Source organism: Nocardia sichangensis, from assembly GCF_047200615.1.
Classification (GTDB): domain Bacteria; phylum Actinomycetota; class Actinomycetes; order Mycobacteriales; family Mycobacteriaceae; genus Nocardia; species Nocardia sichangensis.
The window spans coordinates 419159-443943 of record NZ_JBJZOK010000003.1 but is presented as its reverse complement, the minus strand read 5'-3'; the positions used below and the strand labels follow the sequence as shown (position 1 = coordinate 443943).

The following is a 24785-nucleotide window of genomic DNA, read 5'->3' as shown; positions in this document are numbered from 1 at the left end:
CGAACCATGCGTCGAGGAGTTGTTGGTGCCGGGGTTGCCCGTCGGACCGTTGTTGGGGCCGACGGTGCCTTCCGGCGTCTCGGCGACATCGGCGACGGCGTTGCCCGACACCCAGACCACCCGGCCTGCGCCGTTGGCGGCCAGCGACGGCGAAATCAGGGCCCGCTCTCCGTTCCGGGTGATCGTCACGCCGGGCCCTACCTTCTGGCCGTCCGGCAACGGCACGAAGGTATCGGCATTGGCGGCACCGGTCGAAAGCAGGCCCATGGCAACAGCCGCGGCAGCGCCTACGCCCGCGACGCGGGCACCGCGGCGCAGACCTTTGGTGCGGTTCTCGCTCATACTTCCCCTCATCAGGTTCAAACAGTCAACCTCGACCATCGAGGCTGGACAGTGGTCCTCTCAGGCCCAGCTCAGTGTGTCGCCCCTTTGTTGCCGATGTGTAACCGGTTGTTATTTCGGCGCAACGGGCAGGGAGGCAACGGAACCGAGCCGGGTTCCGCCGAGTGGGCTTTCACGCGTGCCGGCACCCACGACTGCGGGTCCCATTGTGAATGGCTCGATGGGAGATTAAACGGTTCGTAACGACCGCCGCAACGAAAAGTTTCGTAAAGTTCAAGGTGACCCGCATCACACTTGCGCACATCCGAATATGGCTTGACGTGCATAAATACCGGTTCGCTACAGCCGGTTCAGGTGAGAAAACCGAGATGGCGGCACAGAAGGGCCAGCGTACGGATACGGGACACGACCGCAAGGATCTCGTCCGGATTACTTCCGGTCAGAAATGATCACTGGCGTGTTTCGAAGCCGGGACAAGGACTACGTAGCTACTACGTAGATAACGGACTCAGCCGTGATGTGGGGGGACCTGGGCGCGCAGCCAGTCGTCAGCGGACCGGACGTCGTCGCGTTCGTCGCGTTCGTCGCGCTCGTCGGCGGTGGTGTCGGGCAGCGCGTCGCCGAAGACCTTCGCCAAGCGCGCGGCATCCCTCGCCCGGCGAGCCGCCGGGCGAGGGTGTTCAGAAGGCGTGGGGGCGGTGATTACTCGACCAATCCGGAGAGTTCACCGATCACCCGGCTGGCGAGCGGGCCGAGCGTCGCCATGCCGTCGCGAACGGCGGAACGGGTGCCGGGCAGGTTGACCACCAAGGTGCTTCCGGACACCCCGGCCACACCGCGGGAGAGGCCCGCGTCCAGCGAGCCCGCCACCCGGCCGGAGGAACGAAGGGCTTCGCTGATCCCCGGCAACTCGCGGTCGAGCACCTGCGAGGTGGCCTCCGGCGTCACGTCGCGCGGGGACATGCCCGTACCGCCGACGGAGATCACCAGATCGACGCCGCCGATCACCGCCGTGTTGAGCGCGTTGCGGATCTCGACCTCGTCGGCCTGCACCGACACCGACGCGTCCACGAGGAAACCCGCTTCGGTGAGCAGCTCGGTGACCAGCGGGCCGAGCGAGTCAACACCTCCATGCGCCGTCCGATCGTCCACGACCACCACCAGAGCACGCCCCGCCACAGGAGCATCGATTTCCATGGTGCTCACCGTAGCGCCTGCGTCCAGCAACTCGGCGGCCGCACCGAGAACGTCGGCGTCCACATCGATCATCGGCCCAGGCCCGCCGGGCACCGCGCGCATCACCGGCCGCCGTCCGCGGGCGCGCCGGAGAGGGTCACCTCGACGGTCTTGGCATTGTTGCCTTGATCATCTGTGTAGGTGACTTTCACCTTGTCTCCCGGTTGATGCGAGCGCACCGCGGCGACGAGCGCGTTCCCGGAATCGATCGGGCGGTCGTCGACCTTCGTCACGACCGCCCCCGGCGGGATGCTCGCGCGCGCGGCGGGGCCGTCCGCCGTGACGTCGCGAACCTTCGCGCCGGAAACCTGCTGTGCCGGGTCCTGCTGCCGCGACACCGTGATCCCGATCTGCGCGTAGGTGGCCTTGCCGGTCTTGATCAGTTGGTCGGCCACCCGGCGCGCCTGATCGACGGGGATCGCGAACCCGAGTCCGATCGATCCGGTCTGGCCGCCCGCTGTCTCGGCGGGCCCGAGCGTCGCGATGGCGGTGTTGATGCCGATCAGCTTGCCGCTGCCGTCCACCAGCGCGCCACCCGAGTTGCCCGGGTTGATCGCGGCATCGGTCTGGATGGCGTCGATCACCGGGCTGACCGCGGCGCCCGCCTCGCTTCCGTCGCCGGTGGTCATGACGGGCCGGTTCAGCGCCGACACGATGCCCGTGGTGACCGTGCCCGCAAGGCCGAGCGGCGACCCGATCGCGACGACCGGCTGGCCGACTTGCAGATTCGCCGAGCCACCCAGCTCGATGGGAGTGAGGCCGGTCTTCCCGGATACCTTGATGACGGCCAGGTCGGAAACCGGATCGGCGCCGACCAGCGTGGCGGGCGCGCTGCTGCCGTCGGAGAACACGACCTCCATCTTGGCGCTGGGCCCGCCGCCCGCGGCGACGTGGTTGTTGGTCAGGATCAGGCCGTCGGAGGACAGGATCACCCCGGAACCCTCCCCCTCGGCCTTACTGCTGGCCACCTTGATCATCACGACGCTGGGCAGCACCTTCTGCGCGACCGCCTGGGTGGAACCGGCCGGAGCGTTCACGGCGTTGCTCACGTTCGGCTTCGGAGCGTCCAGCGCGTTGGTCACCGGTGCCCGACCGTCGTCGCCGTGCGTGACCAGCGCACCGACCGCACCGCCGATACCGCCGCTGACCAGCGCGAGCGCGACCGCGCCCGCGGCGAGGCCCGCGCGGAACGGACGCCGGGCCGGTGCGGGCGGCGCGCCGTAGGGGCCGTGCGGTTGCGTGGCGTCGGCCGGTGGACCGAAGGACGCCGGATACCCGGGGAACGGCGCGGCCGGATGGTGCTGCGGAGGGAACTGCGCGGTGGGATGCTGCGCTGTCTGCGGGCCGTAACCGGGGGCGTGCGCCTCCCCCGGCCCGAACGCGCTCGCGTCCGGCGCTCCCGGCTCCCGGCGGTCCTTCGAATCCTCGGTCATGGACTCCTCGTTTCTGCTCACGTCTCGTCCAGGTTGGCCGCGGGGACTGAGAGCGGACTGAGACCGCGCTTTCAGTTTTCCGAGAGCTGCCAAGGAGCCGGTGCTAAATAGAATCACCAGCAACTTGATGTCTCAAATCCTGCCGCAAACCAATCGGAGCATTGTCCGAAATACCTCACCGACGACGAATATTCCGCACAGAACTCGAGATTGTGTCGGAAATGGAGTTCCGCCGCTCGCTATTGCGTCAATCGGATACCGGCGCGCCCGGCTCGCCGGGCAACACGATGCGAACGACGGCGCCGCCGCGTTGCGAGGTATCAATGGCGATCGTACCGCCGTGTTTCGTCACCACCTGTTTGACGATCGCCAGGCCGAGGCCCGAGCCCGGCATCGATCGCGACGACATGACCCGATAGAAACGCTCGAACACCAGCTCGCGTTCCCCCGCCGGAATACCGGGACCGGCGTCGTCGATGGACAGCTCCAGCAACCCCGGGCCGCTCTCCCGCATCAGAATGCGCACCTGCGCGCCCGCCGGGCTCCACTTGGCCGCGTTGTCGAGCACGTTCAGCACCGCACGCTCCAAGCCCGCCTCGTGCCCGTAGACGAACCACGGCCGTAGGTCGGCGATGAACTCGATGCCGGTGCGGCGACGGCGGGCGCGCTCGAGCGCGCGTTCCACGACCTCGCCCAGATCCACGCGCTCGTAGACGGTCTCCGGCGCGTCCTCCCGCGCGAGATCGACCAGGTCGCCCACGAGCGTGGACAACTCCTCGATCTGCGCCATCACGTCGGCGCGCAGTCCGGCCATGTCCTCGTCCGGGATGCGCGGAGCACCGGGACGGCTCGACGCGATGAGCAGTTCCATGTTGGTCCGCAGGGACGTCAGCGGCGTGCGCAGCTCGTGCCCGGCGTCGGCGACGAGCCTGCGCTGCCGGTCGCGCGACTCTGTGAGCGCGCGCAGCATCGTGTTGAAACTCTCTGTGAGCCTTGCCAGTTCGTCGTCACCGGTCACCGGGATCGGGGTCAGGTCGTCGGTCCGGGCGATGCGCTCGGTGGCCGCCGTCAGCCGCGCGATGGGCCGCAGGCCCGTGCGGCCGACCGCCGTGCCCGCCGCGGCGGCCAGTATGACGCCGCAGCCGCCGACCACGAACAACAGCCAGGCGAGCCGGTCGAGCACCTCCCTGGTGCGGTCCAGGCGCTGGGAGATGACCAGCGTCGCACCGGAGTTGGTATAGACCGCGAGCACGCGCTGATCGCCGTCGGTGCGCAGCGACGAACTGCGTTCCCCGCGGGCCACGGCCACCTCCTGCGGCCCCACCGGCGGATCGGTGGACTGCGGCGGCAGCCAGCGCCGTAGATCGGGATAGATCAGCGCGATGCCGGTGTCGTCGTAGAAGGCGGCGGCGACCATCAGATTCAGGTTGTTGAACCCGTACGGGTTGCTGGCGATCACCGCCGTGGACCGGCTGCGCAACTGGGCGTCCACGTCGGCGTACAACGCGCGCGCCACCAGCGCGTAGGCCGCGATCGAGGTGACCGCCACCGCGATCGCCACTACGGAGGCGGCCAGCAGCGTCACCCGCCACCGCAGGGAGACCGACCGCGTCAACGGCATGGGCGGCCGCATGTCCACGGACTCGGACGGACGCTGGCCGAGTGCGGCGACGGCGGGACGCTTGGGAGGTGTTCGTGCCATGACCGAGGACCTACGGCGGCGTTTCACGCAGCACATAGCCGACGCCGCGCACCGTGTGGATCAGCCGCGGCTCGCCCTCGGCCTCGGTTTTGCGGCGCAGATAACCGATGTAGACCTCGAGCGCGTTTCCCGAGGTCGGGAAATCGTAGCCCCAGACTTCCTCGAGAATGCGGCTACGGGTGAGCACGCGGCGCGGGTTCGCCATCAGCATTTCCAGCAGTGAGAACTCGGTACGAGTGAGACTGATCTGCCTGGCGCCGCGGGACACCTCGCGGGTCACCGGATCCAGCGACAGGTCGGCGAACTTCATCGCCTCCGACGCGTCCCCCGGGCCCGCGGCCGTGCGCCGCAACAGCGCGCGCAACCTGGCCAGCAGTTCCTCCAGCGCGAACGGCTTCGGCAAATAGTCGTCCGCCCCGGCATCGAGCCCGGCGACCCGCTCCGATACCGAATCCCGCGCGGTGAGAACCAGTATCGGCAAATCATCGCCCGTGCTCCGGAGACGGCGGCAGACCTCGAGCCCGTCCAGCCGGGGCATCATCACGTCCAGGACGAGCGCGTCGGGTCGCTGGACAGTTGCCTTCTCCAGCGCGTCCACACCGTCCACCGCGAGATCGACGGAGTAGCCGTTGAAGGTGAGCGACCGGCGCAGCGATTCCCGGACCGCCCGATCGTCATCGACCACCAGAATGCGCATGCCACCAGTTTGACCGCACCGACTGAGAGGTAACTGAGAGGGCGCTCCCGACACGCCGTGGTGAGCAGCCACGACACGCCACGGCGCGTCGCCCCCGTCAACCGGGGGTGACCAGGGTCTTCCACGGCCCCGCGGAGAAGTTGACGCGTCCCTTACGCATTCCACCGCGAAACTCGTTCTCTATAGCCATATTCGGTAATTTGCGCAGCGGCTCCCCCGGATTGCCGATGACCACTCTGCACGGTATGTTCCGTGCGGTAAAAAGAAGACCTCTAGTTGGTTCTTTGCGGGTTGAATCAATACCGAACAGCCACGCGCGCCCGAGGTCACTGGTGAAGCGGAGGCGACGGAAGCGGATGGAAGCTGCACCGCGGTCCTGGCAATTCAGCCTGTCGAACTGGTCGGTCACCCGCAAGGTTGGCGTGGTGCTGGTGCTTCCGGTGCTGCTGGCGACGGTCTTCGCCGTGCTCCGAATCAACAACGAACTGCGCACCATGTCGCAGTTGGACGCGGCGACCGAACAAGCCATCATCATCCGGCCGATCGTCAAGTTCGGTTCGGCCACCGAGCAACTCGGCGTCACCGCGACCGCCACCTGGGGCAACGCCGCGGACCCGCAGACCGACGCCGCGCTGACGAAGTTCGACCAGGCACTGGCCGAACTGGAAGCCGCCTTGCAGACCACCAAGGTCAGCGGCCGGGTCACCTCCGAACTCGCCTCGGCCATCGCCACCGGCACCACGATGCGCAACAGCCTGCGCAACGGCTCGCCCGCCATGGTCGGCGAGCAGTCCGACGAGATCATGGTCCGCATCGGCAACGCGCTCGCGCTCTCGCCGTCGGTGGACGACCTGGTCATCCAGCGGTACTTCCTGCAGCTGGCTTCGGTGCAGACCGCGCGGCGCGTGCTCACCCAGCAGCGCATGCTGATCGGCTCGCCGGACGCGGGCCGCAACCCGAGCGTGCGGCCCCGCGTGCTGGTCGCCGCGGGCGCCGAGATCACGATGATCTACCAGTACGCGCAGATCCTGCCGGACTACGCGGGCAACATGCGCCCGCTGCTGGACGCGGTGCAGACGCGTCTCGGCACCTTCAGCCAGAACGCCGCCGATCCGGCGACCAATCCCGCCGTCGTCGATTCGCTGCTGATCAGCTCGGACACCTATGAGAAGACCACCGCGCAGCTGATCGACACCATCGACAGCGCCTTGGCCGCGCGCACCACCGAAGCGCAAGCCGGTGCGCTGCGCGAGACGACGATCGTCATCGGCATGCTGCTCGCGGGTCTCGCCCTGGCGCTCTCGGTCGCTCGTACCCTGGTCGTCCCGGTCCGCCGCCTGCGGCGGGACGCGCTCGAGGTCGCGCACATCAAGCTGCCCGACGAACTCGCCGTGGTGCGCGCGGGCGGCACCACGCCCGAGATCACCCCGGTCGCGGTGCACTCCACCGACGAGATCGGCCAGCTGGCCCGCGCCGTGGACGAGATCCACGAGCAGGCGCTCAACCTCGCCGCCGACCAGGCCCGTCTGCGCCTGCAGATCGGGAACATGTTCGAGACCCTCTCGCGCCGCAGCCAATCGCTGGTCGAGCAGCAGCTGGCGCTGATCGAGGACCTCGAGCACGACGAGGACGACACCGACCGGTTGCAGAGCCTGTTCCGCCTCGACCACCTGGCCACCCGCATGCGCCGTAACGGCGACAACCTGCTGGTGCTCGCCGGTACCGCCTTGCGCCGCGGCCAGCTGCACCCGGTGCCGCTGTCGGACATGCTGTGGAGCGCGGTTTCCCAGGTGGAGGACTACCAGCGCGTCGAGATCGGCGCGGTGCCCGACGGCATCGTCGCGGGCGAGCCGGCCGTCGACATCGAGCACCTGCTCGCCGAGTTGATCGACAACGCGCTGCGGTACTCGCCGCCGACCACGCCGGTCACCGTGATGGTTTCGCGCGCGGTGGACGGCGGCTACCTGATCGAGATCACCGACCGCGGACTCGGTATGTCCCTGGAAGACCTGCAGACGACCAACGACCGGCTCGCCTCCGGTGGTGAGGTCACCGTCGAGACAGCGCGCCGCATGGGCCTGTTCGTCGTGGGCCGCCTGGCCAAGCGGCACACCATCACGGTCAGCCTGCGCCGCACGTCCACGATGGCGCAGCAGCCGGGCATCACCGCAAGCGTGCACCTACCCGGCGCGCTGGTCGCGCCGCCGATGGACGTCACCGATCCGGCGGGCAAGCCGCTCGATATCACCGCCGAGCACCAGCTGCCCTCCCTGGTCACGCCGCCCACCGGCGCGCAGCCGCGCAACCTGGTTCCGGTGCCGAGCCTGCCCCAGCGCGACACCGCGCGTTTCGGCGTGACGAGTTCCGGCCTGCCGCAGCGCCGTCCGGCCATCCGCGTCGCCGACGCTCCCGACCAGCCCACGGTCTCCACGCCGGTCGGGCGAGCGGTCAACCCGGCGGATCAGCCCGCCACCCAGCCGTGGCCGGTGCTCACGCCGCGCGCGGACGACCGCACACCCACCGGTCCGTTCGCCGCGGTGACGCCCACCGCGGCAGAGCACGCCGTCGAGCAGCAGCCCACCCGCACCGATCTGTGGACCGAGGTCAAGGACGACGAGCCGACGACCGGTCCCACACCCACCGTGCCGAGCCAGCCGCCCGCGCCGCAGACCACCGCCCGCTCCGGTCTGCCCATCCGGAAACCGGCCGCGCCCGCCGAGCCACCGCAAGAGGCGGCGCCGGAACCCGCGACGGTGACTTCCTCCCGGTTGCAGCCGGTCGCAGGCGCCTCCCCGACCCCTATCTATCAACGCATGGTCTCGGAATGGCTGGTCGAGCCCTCGACCTCGCAATCGCCGGAAAGCTCGTGGTCCTCGCCTGGTGACGCGGGCTGGCTGGCCGCCGAGGATGCCAGCCATCCGACCACCACCGCGCGCACTGTCGGCGGGCTGCCGATTCGCAGGCCGGGCGCCCAGTTGGTGCCCGGCGGCCTGGCGCCCGCGGACGACGCGGGCCCGCGCGATCCGGAAGAAATCCGCAACAATTTGACCAGGCATCTCAGTGGGGTCCGCAGCGGGCGGGCCAATGCGCAGTACAACGACGGAGGGCTTGCATGACCAACGCGAAAAACAGCACCACGGACGAGAATCTGAACTGGCTGGTCGCCCGCTTCACCCGCGATGTGCCCGGCGTGTCCCATGCGGTGCTCGTATCGGCGGACGGCTTGTTGCAGGCCACCAGTCCGCACCTGCCCAGCGACCGTGCCGAACAGCTCTCCGCCGTCACCGCCGGACTCGCCAGCCTTTCCATGGGCGCGGCGTCGCTGTTCGACGGCGGCAAGGTGATGCAGTCCATCGTGGAGATGCAGCGCGGCTACCTGCTGGTGATGAGCGTCGGAAACGGCTCGCATCTGGCCGTGCTGGCGAACAAGACGCACGACATCGGCCGGATCGGCTACGAGATGGCGCTGCTGGTCGATCGGGTGGGCTCGGTGGTCACCGCCACCGCGCGCACCGCTGTCTGAGCGTGAGATGTCCAACCCATACGGTCCCGGACCACGACCCACCACGCGCGTCCGGCCTTACGCCCTGACCTCGGGGCGCACCGAACCCGCGATCGACCTGCCGTTGGAGGCGGTCATCGAAACCTTGTCGTACACTGCACATCTCGACTGGCCGACCGGCGACATCCGTACCGAGATACTGCGACTCGGCACGCATCGGTTGTCGGTCGCGGAGATCGCGGCACATCTGGACCGGCCGCTCGGCATGGTCCGTGTGGTGATCGGCGACCTGGTCGTCGACGGCACCATGCGCGTGCATTCGACCCTGACCGAAGAGGCGAGCTATGACGAGCGCCGTTCCCTGATGGAAAGGACATTGCGTGGACTCCGCGCCCTATAGGAATCCGGGGCCCAGTGGACACCCCGGGCCAAGTGGAAATCTCGGATCGGGCAACGCCCCCGGCCCGGATGGCTTCGAGAACCGGGTCGCCTCGACGAAGATCGTCGTCGCGGGTGGCTTCGGCGCGGGTAAGACCACGTTCGTCGGCGCGGTCTCGGAAATCGTTCCGCTGCGCACCGAGGCGATGGTGACCCGCTACTCCGACGGCATCGATGATCTCGCCGAGACGCCGGAGAAGGAGACCACCACGGTCGCCATGGACTTCGGCCGGATCATCCTGCCCGGCAACCTGGTGCTCTACCTGTTCGGCACGCCGGGCCAGCGGCGGTTCTGGTTCATGTGGGACGACCTGATCCGCGGCGCGATCGGCGCCGTGGTGCTGATCGACACCAGGCGGCTGGAGGACAGCTTCGCCGCGGTCGACTTCTTCGAGGCGCGCAAGCTGCCGTTCCTGATCGCGGTCAACCGCTTCCCCGACGCACCGCGTTTCCCCATCGCGGAACTGCGCGAGGCGCTCTCGGTGCGCGAGGGCGTCCCGATCGTGGACATCGACGCGCGCAACGCGATCGAGGTGCGCCAGGCGCTCGCCGCGGTCACCGAGTACGCGATCGCCCAGCTGAAGGCCAGCGAACTGGAAGGAACGGCCCGCCATGCGTGAGGTCGCGGTGCTGGCCGCGGGTAGTGCCGCCACCACGTCCGTCGACCAGTTCGCGCTCGGCTATTGGCTGGTCGGGCTGTCGGTGGGCATTTCCGTCCTCGGCGCGGTGGTCGGCCTCGCCTGCATCGTGCACGGCGCGCGCTCGGTCCAGTTCCGGCTGGTGTGGCTGGTTTCGGCGGCGATATCGCTGGGCGGCGTCGGTGCGTGGCTGGCCACCTCGGTGGCCATGCTGGGCCTGAAAGTGCCCGGCAGCGCGATGCGTTACGACCCGGGCAGGCTGGTCGCGGCGCTGGTGGTGTCCATCGTGGCCGTCTTCGCGGCACTGCTGATCATCGGGCGCACGCCCCGGCTCGCGCTGCTGCTGCCCGGCGGCTTGGTACTTGGCCTCGGCATCGGCGTCACGCACTACCTCGGCATCGGCTCACTGGAGATCCAGGGTTCGGTGGGCGTGACGACCTGGCTGGCCGTCGTCTCCGCCGTGATCGGGGTGATCACCGCGACGGCGACGTTGTGGCTGTTCCAGACCTTGCGCTTCCCGATGGCCCGCGCCGCGACGGTGCTGTTGTTCGGCGTCGGCGTGGCCGCCACCTACTACACGGCGGTGGCCGCGTTGCATTTCGACGTCAATCGGTCGGCGAAGGTGCCCGACGGCGTGGAGCTGTTCGACTTCGTGTTCCCGATGTTCGTCATCGGCTTGCTCGCGCTGACCGTGCCGATCTCCGCGGTGCTGATCGCACCGGATCGCCGCGAGTTGGCCGCACCACCGAAGCCGCGCAGGCCGAAGCTGGAGCCAGCCCGCTGATCCGGTTTCGCGGCGCGATTCGGGGCGGATCGACCGTTTTCCGCTGACCGATCCCCGTGGGCGGGCTGGATTCGGCGATGCCACGGATTCACCCGCCCGGCCCACTTACAGTGGAAGCCATGCGTTTCGGTCTCGATTACGCCGCGGGTCGTCCAGGGGGCGCGGCGATTCGGGCGGCAGGGTACGACTTCGTGGTGCGGTATCTGTCCGACGGCGGCCCGAGTCTGCCCGGCAAGCTGCTCACTCCGTCCGAAGCGAACGATCTGCGGGCGCATGGTATCTCGCTCGTCTCGAACTGGGAGACCACGGCCGCGCGGATGCTGGACGGCTACGGCGCGGGCATCGTCGACGCGCGTGCGGCCCTCGCCCAGGTGCTGCGCTGCGGCGGCCGGGTGGACCGGCCGATCTATTTCTCCGCGGATTTCGACGCGACGCAACAGGACCAGTTGCGCGTCAACGCCTATCTGGACGGTGCCGCGACTGTGCTCGGCCGCGCGAACGTCGGTATCTACGGCGGGTATTGGGTGGTCAGGCGCGCACTGGACGCCGGGTACGCGACCTGGGCGTGGCAGACCGACGCCTGGTCCGGCACGAACGTGGAGACCAGGCGTGCCATTCATCAGACGCGCCGCCAGGTGACGGTCGGCGGCGTGCGCTGTGACGTGAACGAGGCCGAGACGATCGATTTCGGCCAGTGGGATTTCGTGGAACAGGAGGAGCCGGACGTGACGCCGGAACAAGAGGCAGTGCTGCGCGACATCCAGATTCAGCTGCGCGGACCCGACTTGTCCGGCTGGCCGCAGCTGGGCGCCGACGCGGACGGCCGGAATCGGACACTGGTGGACGGACTGGCCGCGGCGCTGACCCGAATAGCCGCGCTGGAGCGCGAATCCGTCGAGTTGCGAACGCAAGTAGGCGAATTGCGCACCGAGATCAGCGAACTGGAGGCGACGACGGCCGAGCTGACCGAGCAGGTGGAGCGCTGGAACGGACGACACTGGCCGTGGCCGCTGTCGCTGATCGAGGGTCCCGCGGCGCTTGTCGGTGAACAGCTGGCCCGCCTCGAGGCTCTGCTGCCGGACTTTCCCGGCCTGCCCGGACACGACGGCGAGCGGCGCGCACCGGGCGGCGACGCCGGGCCTACGGCGTTGACCTCGAAAGACCGAACCCACACCGGCGCGATCGACGAACGCGCGCGGCTCGGTGAGCGGGAGTGACGGGGCGAGCGAAACCGGCTGAACGGCCCCGAAATTGGCGATGAGCGGGTTCTCTCGGAAACCAAGAGAACCCGCCCTCGACGACGAGGGTACCGGTATCGGGCTGCGCGCGCATCATTTTCGGCGAACTTTTCCTCGGCCGAAAACCGACCGATAGTCCGGGATTCCACGTATGGCTATCCAGCCGCAATCACTTCCGGCGCAATAGTGCGACGTGATGCGGGCCACATTGATAGCTAGAAGATAGCTACACGGACGATAACCGACCGGAAATTTTTTTCCGAAGGGCACCGACGTGCCCGTTTCCGGACAGTAGACCAGCATCCGGCCCGTTCGAGGCGAAGTCGGCATCGGTCGAGCAATCGGCCGTCGCTCGCGGCCTCGGGCGGGGAAGCTCCTACGATCTCCGTGCGGGCCTACCGCTCAGAGTTTCTCGACGTCGATCAAGCCGCGCCGCACGGCCGCGACCAACCTGCGCGGCACCCGACGCACGACGCCTCCGACGGTTACCGCCACCAGATCCACCGGTGCGGCCTTCCAGTTCGACCGGCGGCTACGGGTGTTCGACCGCGACATCTTCCGCTTCGGTACCGCCATCTCAGGCCTCGTTCCGCACGCGCTTGCCGTATTTGCGTTCGAACTTCTCCACCCGCCCCTGGGCGTCCAGCACGCGGTGCGCACCGGTCCAGAACGGGTGCGAATCGGCGGTGACGTCCACCGTCAGCAACGGATAGGTGTTGCCGTCGGCCCACTCCACGGTGCGCGTACCGGTTGCCGTGGACCGGGTGAGAAACCGCTTGCCGGTGCTCACGTCCTCGAAGACCACCGGGTGGTAGTCCGGATGGATACCCTTCTTCATTTCGCCTCTCCTTTAGGGGTTTTCAGGTCCTGCACGGGCTGCTGCGCCTCCCCGTCACTCGCGCACGGATCGGCGTGCCACTCGCCGAACGGGTCCTCCCACCGGGCGACGCGCTCCGGCGCGCGCTCGACCAGGCGCAGTTCGTCGTCGTCCACCAGCGCCCAGTGCAGCGCCTCCCGGATCTGTGCCGGATCGGCGTCGTGGACCAGGATCGACAGCGAGACGTCCCGGTCGCCGAATCGCTCGTCCCAGCGCAGGGCGGCCATGGCGAGACGCTCCGGGTCCGCCTCGGCCCGTTCCGCTTCCGGCATCGCGGCCAGCCAGCGCCCCGCACCGCCCACCCGCAGGCCACCGCCAGCGGATTCGAGCCACACCACCTCGTCGAGCTGGGTGGCCAGCCACAGGCGGCCGCGCGCGGTCACGACGCCGTCGAACAATACGTCGAGCGCCTCGTGCAGGCGGGCGGGATGGAACGGCCGCGCCGCGGCGAACTCCACGAGTTCGACGCCGTAGTCACTGGTCAAGGGCGGTCGGCCACGCAGAAGCGGTGCGTGCGCGTCGAAGACCCGCCCCCGGCGCGAATCGGCGGGGACGCGCGCGAGCAGCGTTTCGACCAGCGCGGGCGTGACGGAACCCGGCTCGTCCACCCAGGCGATCGGCGCGCCGGGAACCAGCCTGGCCAGGACCGCGGCGAGCTTGCCTCGCTCGACCGCCGCGTCGACGAGCAGCGCTCCGTCCGCGGCGGCGCCGAGGACGAGGACGGCATCGGCGAAATCCACCTGCCCGACCGCGACCTGTGCCACCGTCCGGTCGTCCTCGGCCGCCGCGAGACCGCGTTCGGCGAGCGTCTCGTCGCCGGTCGCGTCGGCGAGCCAGACCCCGGCGTCCAGGCAGGTCAGGACCGCGTCCACCCGGACGTCGCGCCCGGCCGGGCCGTCGATGCGACCGTGCACGCCGGTGACCACTACGTGCTCGATGGCTCGGCACACCGCCTCGGCCTCGAACGCGGGGTCGAGCGCGAGCACGATGCGATCCACCGACTGCCGCTGGGAAAGGGTGCACAGCAGCGGAAGCAGATCCATCCGCAGGGTGCAGGAGACACAGCCGTGCGCGAGCTCGAGCACGGCCGAGGTCTCCTGCGTCGCGGTGCGCACCGTGCGACGCACGACGCCCTCCCGCAGCTGGGTCAGATCGTGGCGGACCACGACGGTGCCCGCGGCCGCACCCAGCACCGCGGCCGCGCGATCCACGCCCGCCGCGGCGAGTCCGGCGAAACCGGCGAGCACCAGCACGGGCGTTCTGCGGTCGCGGCCGGGTGGGACCAGGGTGGAATCCGCAGCCACCGGGAACCCCTTTCAGTAACGATTTTCATTTGCTGTACGGCAACGGTACATTGTCGAGCAGTCGTTGTCGAAAATGATTATCATCTACTGGAGGGAGTCCGGATGTCGGCCCACTGCCAGGTCACCGGGCGCAAGCCCGGATTCGGCAAGTCCGTGTCGCACTCGCACAAGCGGACCGGCCGCCGCTGGAACCCGAACATCCAGCGCAAGACCTACTACCTGCCCAGCGAAGACCGGCGCATCACGCTGACCGTCTCCGCCAAGGGCATCAAGACCATCGATCGGGACGGGATCGAGGCCGTGGTGGCGCGGCTCCGGGCCCGTGGCGACAAGATCTGAGGAGCGACCCATGGCGTCGAAATCGACCGACATCCGCCCGATCGTCAAGCTGAAGTCCACGGCAGGCACCGGGTACACCTACGTGACCCGCAAGAATCGCCGCAACGACCCCGACCGCCTCGTGCTGCGCAAATACGATCCGGTGGTGCGCAGGCACGTCGACTTCCGTGAGGAGCGCTGAGATGGCCAAGAAGTCGAAGATCGCGCGCGATCAGCAGCGCAGGACGATCGTGGCGCGATACGCGGGCCGCCGCGCCGAACTCAAGGAGCTCATCCGGAAGCCGGGTACACCGGAGGCCGAACGCACGGCCGCCCAGGCCGAACTGCGGCGGCAGCCGCGCGACGCCAGTCCGGTACGATTGCGCAATCGGGACGCCGCCGACGGACGACCGCGCGGTCACCTCCGGAAGTTCGGACTCTCCCGTGTGCGTGTGCGCGAGATGGCCCACCGGGGCGAGTTGCCCGGTGTGCACAAATCGAGCTGGTAGACAACCACTGATCTCGTGAGAAGGAACTCGTCATATGGCAGTCAAGCGAGCACCGTCGAAGAAGGTTCGCGCAGAGCAGGCCCGCCGTCCGAAGAAGAACCCGCTCATCGCCGCCGGCATCGAGACGGTCGACTACAAAGACGTGAACCTGCTGCGTACGTTCATCTCCGATCGCGGCAAGATCCGCAGCCGCCGGGTCACCGGGCTCACCCCGCAGCAGCAGCGCCAGGTCGCCGTCGCGGTGAAGAACGCCCGTGAGATGGCGCTGCTGCCGTTCACCAGCCGCTAGGCGCACTCCGCGACACGAGCGAACCGGAAAGACCCCCGATGCGCGAGCACCGGGGGTCTTTGTCGTCGTCGCTACCGAACCGGCCGGGTCACGGGATAGTCAGGACCTGGCCGGGGTTGATCGCGTCCGGGTTCGGGATGCCACTGGCGTCCGCGATCTCCTGGTAGCGGTTGCCGTCGCCGTAGAAACGCTCGGCGATGGCCCACAGGGTGTCGCCCGGCTCGACGGTGTAGGTGCGCGGCTCCGGCGCGGGCGGCGGAGGCGGCACCTCCTCGGCGGCGGGAGTCGCGACCTGCTCTTGCACCGGTTCCGCTTCCGGCTCCGGGGCGGGCAGCGGAGTGTCGGTGTCGGTGCCGGAAGCCCACAGCGCGCTGCCGTCGGTGCCGTACAGCACGACATTGCGATCCGCTTGCACGACCAGCCGATCGGCGGCCTGGTCGTTGGTCTCCGTCGCCCAGACCGCGCCGTCGCTCTTGTAGAGGACGAAGTTGCCGTCGTGCTGCAGCACGGCCCGCTCCACGCCTTGGTCGTGCGTCTGGGTGGCCCACACGACATTCCCGCCCGGCTCGGACAGCACTAGATTGCCGTCGTCCTGGAGGGTGAGGGTGTAAGCCCCGCCCTGGAGGGACTGCCCTCGCCCGAGTTCTTCGCCTACGCGCAGCGTGTCGACCACGATACTTCCTTTCCGGAAAAAGCTGGTAGAGCATCCGACATGATGAGCGCCGCAACGGCTCCGGCGCGCATCCCCGCAGAACTTACTGCCCCCGAACGACTTTGGGAGCTATTACGCGCAGGGTTCGCGGAACGTTCACTGTGGGGTTCGTCCCAGTGCACGACGCACCCGCTGTGCGGTAGGTGAACCGACGCCGGGACTAGGGTGTCGGTATGGATCGGATCCAGGCCGGACGCGCCGCCACAGCTGTCGCCGTAGTGCTCGCCTGTCTTGCCGCCGCGGGCTGCGGCGGCTCGGACGACGAAGGGAAAACGCCGAGCACGAGCGCCTCTTCGAGCGCGGCGGCGCGCACGCCCACCGAGGACCCGCGCGGGAACCAGGGCAACGAATTCACCGCCGACCCGTCCATCGTCGGCGCGCATCCGATCCCATTCCAATCGTGGACACGATTGGGAGACAACAAGATAGCCGTGAACTTCGAAACCGGTTCGCCGGAGTGCTACGGCGTGGACGCCACGGTCACCGAGACCGCGTCGACGGTCACGGTCGAACTGCGCTCCGGCAGCCGCGCCGAGGCGGTGGGCCGGATGTGCGCGATGATCGCGATCTTCGGCACCCTGGAGGTACCGCTGAAAGAGCCACTCGGAAACCGCACGGTGCTCAGCGCGGTCTAGCGCTCGATGCGCACGACAGGCTGGTCCCGCACTGTTCACTCGTAACCGAATAGCTGCCGGCTTGCGACGGGCCGCCTCGCACGACTCCTGATGCGCCCGAGCACAGTTCTCGGAGGGGACCACCGAAACCCTTGCCCGACCGCGCGATACGGGCGGGAATCGAACGAAGAACGCCGCGCCGGATCCTCGATCCGACGCGGCGTCGCGGAACCATCGAACTCAGTGGGCGAAGTGGCGGGCCCCGGTGAGATAGAGGGTGACGCCCGCCTCGCGGGCGACGTCGATGGTCTCCCGGTCGCGCACCGAACCGCCGGGCTGCACGATGGCGCGGACACCGGCCGCGATCAAGGTCTGCGGACCGTCCGGGAACGGGAAGTAGGCGTCGGAGGCCGCCACCGACCCCTTGGCCCGGTCCCCGGCCCGCTGGACCGCGAGACCCACCGCGTCCACGCGGTTGACCTGGCCCATGCCGACACCGACCGAAGCGCCGTCGTGCGCGAGCAGAATGGCGTTGGACTTCACGGCCCGGCAAGCGCGCCAGGCGAACGCCAGATCGGCGAGCGTTTCCGCGTCGGCGGCCTCGCCAGCGGCCAAGGTCCAATGAGCCGGGTCGTCGCCCGGCGCGTCCAGCACGTCACGCTGTTGCAGCAGGGCGCCGCCGCTGATCGGACGCAGTTCGGCGCCCGCGCGCGTCGGCGGCTCGGCCACGAGGATGCGCACGTTCTTCTTGCGCTGCAACACCTCCACCGCGCCGTCGGCGTAGGACGGCGCGACGATCACCTCGGTGAAGATCTCGGCGACCTGCTCGGCCAGTTCCACGGTGACCTCGCGGTTCGCCGCAATCACCCCGCCGTACGCGCTCACCGGATCGCAGGCGTGCGCCTTGCGGTGCGCCTCCGCGATGTCGGCGCCGAGCGCGATGCCGCACGGGTTGGCGTGCTTGATGATCGCCACGGCCGGAGCCTCGTGGTCGTAGGCGGCGCGCCAGGCCGCGTCGGCGTCGACGTAGTTGTTGTACGACATCTCCTTGCCGTGCAACTGCCGCGCCTGCGCCAGCCCAGGGCTGCCGTCGCCGTTGGTGTACAGGGCCGCGGACTGATGCGGGTTCTCGCCGTAACGCAGCACCGCCGACCGCTCCCAGGTGCCGCCGAGCCACTCGGGGAACCGGACCGCCGTGTCCTCGGCCGTGTCGCCCGCGCTCAGCACGCTGGTCATCCAGCTCGCGACCGCCACGTCATAACTCGCGGTGTGCTGGAAAGCCTTGGCCGCCAGAGCTGTGCGTTCGGCCAAGGTGAAGCCGCCGGACTTCACCGCGGCCAGCACGTCGTCGTAGTCGCCGCTGTCCACGACCACCGCCACCGACGGGTGGTTCTTCGCCGCGGCGCGCACCATGGACGGGCCACCGATATCGATCTGCTCCACGCACTCGTCCGGCGTCGCACCACTGGCCACGGTCTGCGTGAACGGGTAGAGGTTCACCACCACCAGCTGGAACGCCTCGACACCGAGCTCGACCAGCTGATCGACGTGCTCCTGCTTGCGCGAGTCCGCCAGGATGCCCGCGTGCACCCGCGGGTGCAGGGTTTTGACCCGGCCGTCGAGGGTCTCCGGGAACCCGGTCAGGTCCTCGACCTTGGTCACCGGGATGCCCGCGTCCGCGATCCTGCCCGCGGTGGACCCGGTCGAGACCAGCTCGATGCCCGCCGCGTGCAGACCGGTCGCGAGCTCCACGAGACCCGTCTTGTCGTAGACGCTCACCAGCGCCCTGCTGATCGGCTTGCGTTCACTCACCGGAGAACTCGCTCATCTGGGATAACTGCCTTTCGTCCATCGGAGACAATGCCTCGCGTCGCGACGGCGGCGACGACCTCCGCCAGCAACCGTCGCTCGACGATCTTGATGCGCTCGTGCAGGGTGGCCTCGTCGTCACCCGGCAGCACCGGCACCGCCTCCTGCGCGAGGATCGGCCCGGTGTCCACGCCCTCGTCGACCAGGTGCACGGTGCAGCCGGTGACCCGCGCACCGTAGGCGAGCGCGTCCCGCACGCCGTGCGCGCCGGGGAACGCGGGCAGCAGGGCGGGGTGGGTGTTGATGATCCGTCCGCCGAACCGGTCCAGGAAAGTGGGACCGAGCAACTTCATGAAGCCCGCCGACACCACCAGATCCGGCTGGTGCTCGGCGACCGCCTCGGTGAGCTCGGCATCCCACGCGGCGCGGTCCGGAAAGTCCTTCAGCGCCACCCGGAAATGCGGTACGCCCGCGGCGTCCGCATGGGTGGTGGCCGCGCACAGCCGGTCGACGCCGACCGCGACGACCTTCGCCGGATAGCCGGGCGCGGCCGCGGCGTCCAGCAGGGCGTGCAGCAGCGAACCGGTGCCCGACGCCAGGACGACGACGGTGGCCGGCGTCGTCACGGGCTTCCACGAGGCATACGGGGACGTCAGCGCTCTACTCCCTGATCGATCGGATAGCGGACGGATGCGGCACCGCCGGGTTAGAGCCTAACGACCGTCCACCCGGTCACTATCCGGCAGGTCCGCCTCGACCACTTCGGCGTCGACGATGTCGCCCGCGGCGTGGTCGTGAGACCGACCGACGGTCTCGATCGCGGGCGGCTCGTCGACGAGTTCGGCGTCCAGCGGGGCCTCCAGCTCGGGCCGGTCGTAGTCGTCGTAGTAGTCGTCGTCCTCGTAGTAGTCGTCGTCGGTCTCGTAGTAGTCGTCGTAGTCGTCGTCGGGGTAATCGTCGTACGGATCGGTGTAGTCCGCCGGTGGGACGCCGACCGGCACGAGGAACCAGCGGGCGAACACCAGGCCCGCGTAGCCGGGGATCGCCAGCCAGGCGAACGTGACCGAGGCGAAGATCGGCAGGTGCAGGCCGACCCGGCCCACCTCGCCGAGTTCGCCGCCCGCGACCGCGCCCGCCACGGTCAGCGCGAGCGCGGCGAGCGCGGCGGAGACGAGCGTGGCCCACGGCGCGCTGATCCGGTCGGTGGAAGTGCGCGCGATGTCCAGCCCGCCGAGCACGCCGACCGCCGCGGGGATCAGCAGCACCACCGGCCACCAACCCGCCGCCGGACCGGTCGGCACCGCCGCGAGCAACGGAAACGCCGGTATCGGTCCGCCGACGACGGAGAACACCCCGAACGAGGCGACGCCGATCTGCGCGCTGGAACCGACCAGCACACCGACGGTGTGGATCACCAGGTTCGGCAGATACGCCAGCGAGAGCAGCGTCAGGCCGAGGACGCCGCCGACATTGCCCGCCGACTGATACATGTCACCGAACCGCGAAACGTGGGCGAGGAACGAAACCACCACCACAGCGCTCGCGCAACCCAGCAGGCGCAGGACGGACCGGCCCGCGCCGTAGAGGCCGGAGACCGCCCAATCGGGCAGCCGCAGCAGCACGAACAGCTCGCGCCGGAGACGGACGGCGATGCCGATGGCGGCGGCGAGCAGATACAACGCGGCGACCCACACGAAGGCGGCGAGGGTGTTCGGCGGTTGCAGTGCGATGACACCGGAAGCGTCTTCGGTGACCGCGAGGCAGACGATGGTGACCAGCAGCGGACCGCCCACCGCGGCGCCGACGATCCACCCGAGATCCGCTCGAGTGCATTGCGGTTCCACGGCGCGCGCGCATTCCCGCGCGGCCAGCCAGACCAGCAGGGCGGTGGGCAACAGCGGAAGCAAGCCGAGCGAGGTCTTGCCGATCACCAGCGGAACCTGGTGCACGCCCAACCAGGAGGCGGCGATCGCGCCGGAGGCGCCGTCCAGATCGCTGCCCGCCGCCAGGAGCGTGGCGAGCACGAGGACGACGAGGGTGGTCAGCCCGAAGGCGGACGGGCGGCCCGCTACGGCGATGAGCACCCTGGACCGCTCAGGGGTGAGGGACAGAAACCCGGCTTCGTCCGCGTCGGGGTGCGGCTGCGACGAGCGCGGCCCGCCGATCCGGCGGGCCGAGGAGTTTCTGGAGGAGCTCATGGCATTTCAGCGTGGCATCCTCCCCGGCGCGAACGGGTCAGGCGCGCCGCAGGCACGCGATCGCCGCACCGGGGAGGACGCCGCTGAGTTCTCTACTTGTTCTTGTCGTCCGAAGGACGGAATGCCTGGGTGGCGTCCGAGGATGGGTCGCCGCTCTGCTCGCCGCCGAACGGACCGCTCTGCTGGCTCGGCTGGCTGGTCTGAGCCTGCTGCTGGCCGTAGCTCGGGGAACCGTAGGGCGACTGCTGACCGGACTGCTGCTGGCCGCCGAAGTGCTGAGTCACGCTCTCGTCGGGGCGCGGCTGCGCGCCGTACGGCGAACCCGGCTGCTGGGGCGCGCCGTAGGCCGTGGTCGGCTGGCTCTGCCCGTAAGGCGACTGCGGCTGTCCGTACGCCTGGCCCTGCTGGCTCTGTCCGTAGCTCGGCTGGCTCTGCCCGTAAGGCGACGGCTGCCCCTGCTGGGACGGGAACTGCGGCGGCGCGGACTGCGCGCCGTACCCGGCTTGCCCGTAGGGGCTCGCGCCGTAGCCGGGCTGCTGACCCGGCTGCCCGTAGGACTGCTGACCCGGTCCGTACGACGGCTGCTGGCCGTAGCCGCCCTGACCGAACCCGCTCGGCGCGGCAGCGGGGCGCGGCGCGGGCGCCTTGAGGATGCCCACCTCGAACAGGGTCGCGGCGATCGCCACCGCTGCCTGCACGAAGGACAGCACGAGCAGGACGAACGCACCGACCTTCAGCTCGCTGCCCGAACCGAAGTTGAACGACTGGAACAGCAACGCGACGAAGCCGGCGGTCGAAGCCGCCGCGGCCGCACCGGTCCAGTTCTGCTTGGGCAGCAGCGACAGTCCGGCGAGCAGACCGCCGAGCAGCAGCAGGCCGAGCAGCGGCGAGCCGGACGCGACCTCGAAGAGGTTGGCCGTCTCCGTCGTGCTGACCGTGCGGCCGCCGATATCGATCGGTTTCCTGCCCAGGAACGGCAGGAAGCCGAGCAGGAAGTTGATCACGCCGAGCGCCGCTACGCCGACCACCAGGAAGAACGGCAGACCTTTGGCATCGGAACCGGTAGCGCTCGAACCTGAAGTGGCACCACCCGCGGCCGAACTCTGGCTGGATGGCGCTGAGGGCGAGGGTGTGTTGTACCCAGAGCCCCCGGTCGGGTAGGACATGTCGTCGTCTCCTAAATCGAGTCGTACATGGTCTTCACGGCTGGATTACTTCTGACGCTACTGCACTCCCTCGCCGAGGTCATCCCGCCGCGACGGCCGCGGCGAGCGGATTCGCCCGCATCACGGCAGGTCGCGGCGGTGTCCGGCGCGAAGCTCCTAGCGAGACCACCTACCGCTCCTTGAAACTGTTGCCCGCGATGGCGCTTTTCACACCACACGGATTCTCAATAGCGGGGAATTCCCGGTGACAACGAGATGAACCATCCGCCCGGCTGCCTCGTGATGGATAGCGAGGAGAACCGCGAGTGGCTGGACCGGACGCTCGGCTTCTGCCCAAGCCTGAGCCCCCGCCACACATGACGAAGGCCGCCCCCCGAATTCGGAGGCGGCCTTCGTGCACGGCGCGGAGATCAGGCGCTGATGCTGGCCTTCTCCAGGATCTCGCGAGCCAGCGCGGCGGTCTCGGACGGCGTCTTGCCGACCTTCACGCCCGCGGCCTCCAGCGCGTCCTTCTTCGCCTGGGCGGTGCCCGACGAGCCGGACACGATGGCGCCCGCGTGGCCCATCGTCTTGCCCTCGGGGGCGGTGAAGCCTGCCACGTAGCCGACGACCGGCTTGGTGACGTTGGCCTTGATGTATGCCGCGGCCCGCTCCTCGGCGTCGCCGCCGATCTCGCCGATCATCACGATCAGCTTGGTCTCCGGGTCCTTCTCGAACGCCTCGATGGCGTCGATGTGGGTGGTGCCGATGACCGGGTCGCCGCCGATGCCGATGGAGGTCGAGAAGCCGAAGTCGCGCAGCTCGTACATCATCTGGTAGGTCAGCGTGCCCGACTTGGACACCAGGCCGATCGGGCCCTTGCCGGTGATGTTGGCCGGGGTGATGCCGACCAGCGACTCGCCGGGGGTGATGATGCCGGGGCAGTTCGGGCCGATGATCCGGGTCTTGCCGCCCTTCTCCACGTTGTAGGCCCACGCGTAGGCGGTGTCCTGCACCGGGATGCCCTCGGTGATGACCACCAGCAGCGGGATCTCCGCGTCGATGGCCTCGATGATGGCGTCCTTGGCGAACTTCGGCGGCACGAACGCGATGGACACGTCGGCGCCGGTCTCCTTGATGGCCTCGGCGACGGTGCCGAACACCGGCAGCTCGACCGCGTTGCCGTCCTTGTCGGTGTGCGCGACGGTGGTGCCCGCCTTGCGCGCGTTCACACCGCCGACGATCTGGGTGCCCGCCTTCAGCATCAGCGCGGTGTGCTTGGTGCCCTCGCCGCCGGTGATGCCCTGGACGATGACCTTGGAGTCCTTGTTCAGGAAGATAGACATTTCTTTTCGTCCTTACTCGGCCGTCGTTATCGGGCGGCTGCCAGTTCGGCGGCCTTGTCGGCGCCTTCGTCCATTGTCTGCGCCAGCGTCACCAGCGGGTGGTCGGCGTCGGCCAGGATCTTGCGGCCCTCTTCGACGCGGTTGCCGTCCAGGCGGACGACCAGCGGCTTGTTGGCCTCGTCGCCCAGGATCTCCAGCGCCTTCACGATGCCGTTGGCGACCGCGTCACACGCGGTGATGCCGCCGAACACGTTGACGAACACGCTCTTGACCTGGCTGTCGTTCAGGATGACGTCCAGACCCGCTGCCATCACCTCGGCCGAGGCGCCGCCGCCGATGTCCAGGAAGTTGGCCGGCTTCACGCCGCCGTGGCCCTCGCCCGCGTAGGCGACGACGTCCAGGGTGGACATGACCAGGCCTGCGCCGTTGCCGATGATGCCGACCTCGCCGTCGAGCTTGACGTAGTTGAGGTCGTTCTCCTTGGCCTTGAGCTCGAGCGGGTCGGTCGCGTCCTTGTCCGCGAACGCCTCGTGCTCCGGGTGGCGGAATCCGGCGTTCTCGTCGAGGGTGACCTTGCCGTCCAGCGCGAGGATCTCGTCCTGCGGGGTGCGCACCAGCGGGTTGACCTCGACCAGGGTGGCGTCCTCCGCGACGAACACCTCCCACAGCTTCTGGATGGTCACGGCCGCGGCGTCCAGCACGTCGGCGGGCAGGTGGCCCTGCTCGGCGATCGAGCGAGCGAACGCCAGGTCGACGCCCTTGACCGCGTCGACCGGAACCTTCGCCAGCCGCTCCGGCTTGGTCGCGGCGACCTCTTCGATCTCCATGCCGCCCTCGACCGAGCACATGGCCAGGTAGGTCCGGTTGGCCCGGTCCAGCAGGAAGGAGATGTAGTACTCCTCCGCGATGTCCTTGGCCTCGGCCACCAGGATCTTCTTGGTGATGTGGCCCTTGATGTCCAGGCCGATGATGTTCTGCGCGTGCGTGAGCGCGTCGTCCGGGGTCGCGGCGTACTTGACGCCACCGGCCTTGCCACGGCCACCGGCCTTCACCTGGGCCTTGATCATCACCGGCTTGCCGATTTCCTCCGCGATGGCGCGGGCGTCCTCGGCCGTGTCCGTGACGCGGCCCTCGGACGAAGGCACTCCGTGCTTAACGAAGAGCTCCTTCGCCTGATATTCGAAGAGATCCATGTACTCACCGTCTCGTCTGCGTTGTGATGACAACGTCTTTGTTGGCGGCCCGACGTCGGAAGCGGGTCGGGTCGGACTCTAACCAGTCACATGGAGGGCCAATCGGCCACGTTCATCCTAAGTGGCGCAGGTCACCCGGCGTCGTTCGGAGCGGCAAAACCGCTGGCCAACACTACTGGCGAGTAGGTTGCTGGCACCGCGCCAGGTAGAGGACGGAACCCGGGAGCGCGCCGGAATCTACTACAACTTGTCGTTGAACGACCTCTCAGGGGTGCCCATACCGCAGTGAGATATTCCGCGGGCCGAGCGTGATGAATCTCACATGTTTGTTACGGAAGCGGCGCACCGCTTGTCGCGGCTCAATCGTTTCGTTACCGTCAATGCGGTCGATGTCACAACACGGTCACGACTAGGAGGACGGCAAGCTTTGACGCAGCACAGCGCTCCGCAGACGGAGAGCC

General features: G+C 68.8%; 26 protein-coding genes and 1 pseudogene. 11 read left to right on the top strand and 16 right to left on the bottom strand.

The features are described from left to right. The 6 genes and pseudogenes from ACL03I_RS06465 to ACL03I_RS06440 form a co-directional block, all read right to left on the bottom strand. A pseudogene (locus ACL03I_RS06465) lies at nt 1-342 on the bottom strand (MspA family porin); the annotation flags it as partial. A gap of 508 nt (nt 343-850) precedes the next feature. After that, nucleotides 851-979, bottom strand: a complete 129-nt coding sequence (locus ACL03I_RS06460; RefSeq protein WP_412805364.1) for a hypothetical protein — start codon at nt 977-979, stop codon at nt 851-853. Nucleotides 980-1044: 65 nt separating this feature from the next. Then, nucleotides 1045-1611 (bottom strand): MogA/MoaB family molybdenum cofactor biosynthesis protein, encoded by a 567-nt coding sequence (locus ACL03I_RS06455; protein WP_355074614.1) that lies wholly within the window; start codon nt 1609-1611, stop codon nt 1045-1047. Nucleotides 1612-1640: 29 nt separating this feature from the next. Further along, complete coding sequence (locus tag ACL03I_RS06450) at nt 1641-3011, bottom strand: trypsin-like peptidase domain-containing protein (RefSeq protein WP_412805363.1); 1371 nt, start codon at nt 3009-3011, stop codon at nt 1641-1643. 247 nt (nt 3012-3258) lie between these two features. Continuing rightward, nucleotides 3259-4644 carry a HAMP domain-containing sensor histidine kinase gene (locus tag ACL03I_RS06445; RefSeq protein WP_355075036.1) on the bottom strand — a complete coding sequence of 462 codons (1386 nt, stop codon included), beginning with the start codon at nt 4642-4644 and terminating at the stop codon, nt 3259-3261. Between the two features lie 79 nt (nt 4645-4723). Continuing rightward, the gene (locus ACL03I_RS06440) at nt 4724-5410 is read right to left on the bottom strand and encodes a response regulator transcription factor (RefSeq protein ID WP_355074618.1); all 687 of its coding nucleotides are present in this window, start codon (nt 5408-5410) and stop codon (nt 4724-4726) included. Nucleotides 5411-5766: 356 nt separating this feature from the next. Between ACL03I_RS06440 and ACL03I_RS06435 the strand changes: the two genes are divergently transcribed. The 6 genes from ACL03I_RS06435 to ACL03I_RS06410 all read left to right on the top strand — a co-directional run bounded on the left by ACL03I_RS06435 (nt 5767) and on the right by ACL03I_RS06410 (nt 11989). Beyond that, on the top strand, nt 5767-8526 hold the full coding sequence (locus ACL03I_RS06435) for a sensor histidine kinase (RefSeq protein ID WP_412805362.1): 2760 nt from the start codon (nt 5767-5769) through the stop codon (nt 8524-8526). Continuing rightward, nucleotides 8523-8933, top strand: coding sequence for a roadblock/LC7 domain-containing protein (locus ACL03I_RS06430; protein ID WP_355074622.1), 411 nt, complete (start codon nt 8523-8525; stop codon nt 8931-8933). Before ACL03I_RS06435 ends, ACL03I_RS06430 begins: the two co-directional genes overlap by 4 nt. A gap of 7 nt (nt 8934-8940) precedes the next feature. Continuing rightward, a complete protein-coding gene (locus tag ACL03I_RS06425) occupies nt 8941-9312 on the top strand; it encodes a DUF742 domain-containing protein (protein ID WP_040782732.1) in 372 nt (123 codons plus the stop codon). 100 nt (nt 9313-9412) lie between these two features. Then, on the top strand, nt 9413-9970 hold the full coding sequence (locus ACL03I_RS06420; RefSeq protein ID WP_039801302.1) for a GTP-binding protein: 558 nt from the start codon (nt 9413-9415) through the stop codon (nt 9968-9970). After that, on the top strand, nt 9963-10772 hold the full coding sequence (locus tag ACL03I_RS06415; RefSeq protein ID WP_355074624.1) for an MHYT domain-containing protein: 810 nt from the start codon (nt 9963-9965) through the stop codon (nt 10770-10772). Before ACL03I_RS06420 ends, ACL03I_RS06415 begins: the two co-directional genes overlap by 8 nt. A gap of 119 nt (nt 10773-10891) precedes the next feature. Next, entirely contained in the window at nt 10892-11989 is a 1098-nt protein-coding gene (locus ACL03I_RS06410; protein ID WP_412805361.1) for a glycoside hydrolase domain-containing protein, read from the top strand. Between the two features lie 423 nt (nt 11990-12412). On the opposite strand, the gene rpmF is transcribed toward ACL03I_RS06410, so the two are convergent. The 3 genes from rpmF to mrf are packed head-to-tail and all read right to left on the bottom strand — an operon-like array spanning nt 12413 to nt 14191. Next, the gene (gene rpmF / locus ACL03I_RS06405) at nt 12413-12586 is read right to left on the bottom strand and encodes a 50S ribosomal protein L32 (protein WP_355074628.1); all 174 of its coding nucleotides are present in this window, start codon (nt 12584-12586) and stop codon (nt 12413-12415) included. Nucleotide 12587: 1 nt separating this feature from the next. Then, entirely contained in the window at nt 12588-12848 is a 261-nt protein-coding gene (locus ACL03I_RS06400; protein ID WP_412805360.1) for a type B 50S ribosomal protein L31, read from the bottom strand. Next, complete coding sequence (gene mrf, locus ACL03I_RS06395; protein WP_412805359.1) at nt 12845-14191, bottom strand: ribosome hibernation factor-recruiting GTPase MRF; 1347 nt, start codon at nt 14189-14191, stop codon at nt 12845-12847. Before mrf ends, ACL03I_RS06400 begins: the two co-directional genes overlap by 4 nt. A gap of 102 nt (nt 14192-14293) precedes the next feature. On the opposite strand from mrf, the gene rpmB reads away from it, so the two are divergent. From rpmB to rpsR, 4 genes are read left to right on the top strand one after another with little or no spacing between them, the layout of a single operon-like run. Then, nucleotides 14294-14530, top strand: a complete 237-nt coding sequence (gene rpmB, locus ACL03I_RS06390; RefSeq protein ID WP_355074634.1) for a 50S ribosomal protein L28 — start codon at nt 14294-14296, stop codon at nt 14528-14530. A gap of 10 nt (nt 14531-14540) precedes the next feature. Further along, entirely contained in the window at nt 14541-14711 is a 171-nt protein-coding gene (gene rpmG / locus ACL03I_RS06385; RefSeq protein ID WP_327110225.1) for a 50S ribosomal protein L33, read from the top strand. Nucleotide 14712: 1 nt separating this feature from the next. Next, nucleotides 14713-15018 carry a 30S ribosomal protein S14 gene (rpsN, locus tag ACL03I_RS06380; protein ID WP_355074636.1) on the top strand — a complete coding sequence of 102 codons (306 nt, stop codon included), beginning with the start codon at nt 14713-14715 and terminating at the stop codon, nt 15016-15018. 34 nt (nt 15019-15052) lie between these two features. Further along, on the top strand, nt 15053-15307 hold the full coding sequence (rpsR, locus tag ACL03I_RS06375; RefSeq protein WP_011211513.1) for a 30S ribosomal protein S18: 255 nt from the start codon (nt 15053-15055) through the stop codon (nt 15305-15307). A gap of 88 nt (nt 15308-15395) precedes the next feature. Here the strand turns inward: rpsR and ACL03I_RS06370 are convergent, their stop codons facing one another. Further along, a complete protein-coding gene (locus tag ACL03I_RS06370) occupies nt 15396-15980 on the bottom strand; it encodes a LysM peptidoglycan-binding domain-containing protein (protein WP_355074638.1) in 585 nt (194 codons plus the stop codon). Between the two features lie 212 nt (nt 15981-16192). Between ACL03I_RS06370 and ACL03I_RS06365 the strand changes: the two genes are divergently transcribed. Continuing rightward, nucleotides 16193-16654 (top strand): hypothetical protein, encoded by a 462-nt coding sequence (locus ACL03I_RS06365; protein WP_356963830.1) that lies wholly within the window; start codon nt 16193-16195, stop codon nt 16652-16654. Nucleotides 16655-16873: 219 nt separating this feature from the next. On the opposite strand, the gene purH is transcribed toward ACL03I_RS06365, so the two are convergent. The 6 genes from purH to sucC all read right to left on the bottom strand — a co-directional run bounded on the left by purH (nt 16874) and on the right by sucC (nt 24324). Then, nucleotides 16874-18445, bottom strand: coding sequence for a bifunctional phosphoribosylaminoimidazolecarboxamide formyltransferase/IMP cyclohydrolase (gene purH, locus ACL03I_RS06360; RefSeq protein WP_412805358.1), 1572 nt, complete (start codon nt 18443-18445; stop codon nt 16874-16876). Beyond that, the gene (purN, locus tag ACL03I_RS06355; protein ID WP_355074644.1) at nt 18442-19068 is read right to left on the bottom strand and encodes a phosphoribosylglycinamide formyltransferase; all 627 of its coding nucleotides are present in this window, start codon (nt 19066-19068) and stop codon (nt 18442-18444) included. Before purN ends, purH begins: the two co-directional genes overlap by 4 nt. 87 nt (nt 19069-19155) lie before the next feature. Beyond that, on the bottom strand, nt 19156-20640 hold the full coding sequence (locus ACL03I_RS06350; RefSeq protein WP_412805357.1) for a cell division protein PerM: 1485 nt from the start codon (nt 20638-20640) through the stop codon (nt 19156-19158). A gap of 92 nt (nt 20641-20732) precedes the next feature. Continuing rightward, a complete protein-coding gene (locus ACL03I_RS06345) occupies nt 20733-21806 on the bottom strand; it encodes a DUF5336 domain-containing protein (RefSeq protein ID WP_412805356.1) in 1074 nt (357 codons plus the stop codon). Nucleotides 21807-22216: 410 nt separating this feature from the next. Further along, entirely contained in the window at nt 22217-23131 is a 915-nt protein-coding gene (sucD, locus tag ACL03I_RS06340; RefSeq protein WP_355074650.1) for a succinate--CoA ligase subunit alpha, read from the bottom strand. Between the two features lie 26 nt (nt 23132-23157). Then, on the bottom strand, nt 23158-24324 hold the full coding sequence (sucC, locus tag ACL03I_RS06335) for an ADP-forming succinate--CoA ligase subunit beta (RefSeq protein ID WP_355074652.1): 1167 nt from the start codon (nt 24322-24324) through the stop codon (nt 23158-23160). Nucleotides 24325-24785: the final 461 nt, after the last annotated feature.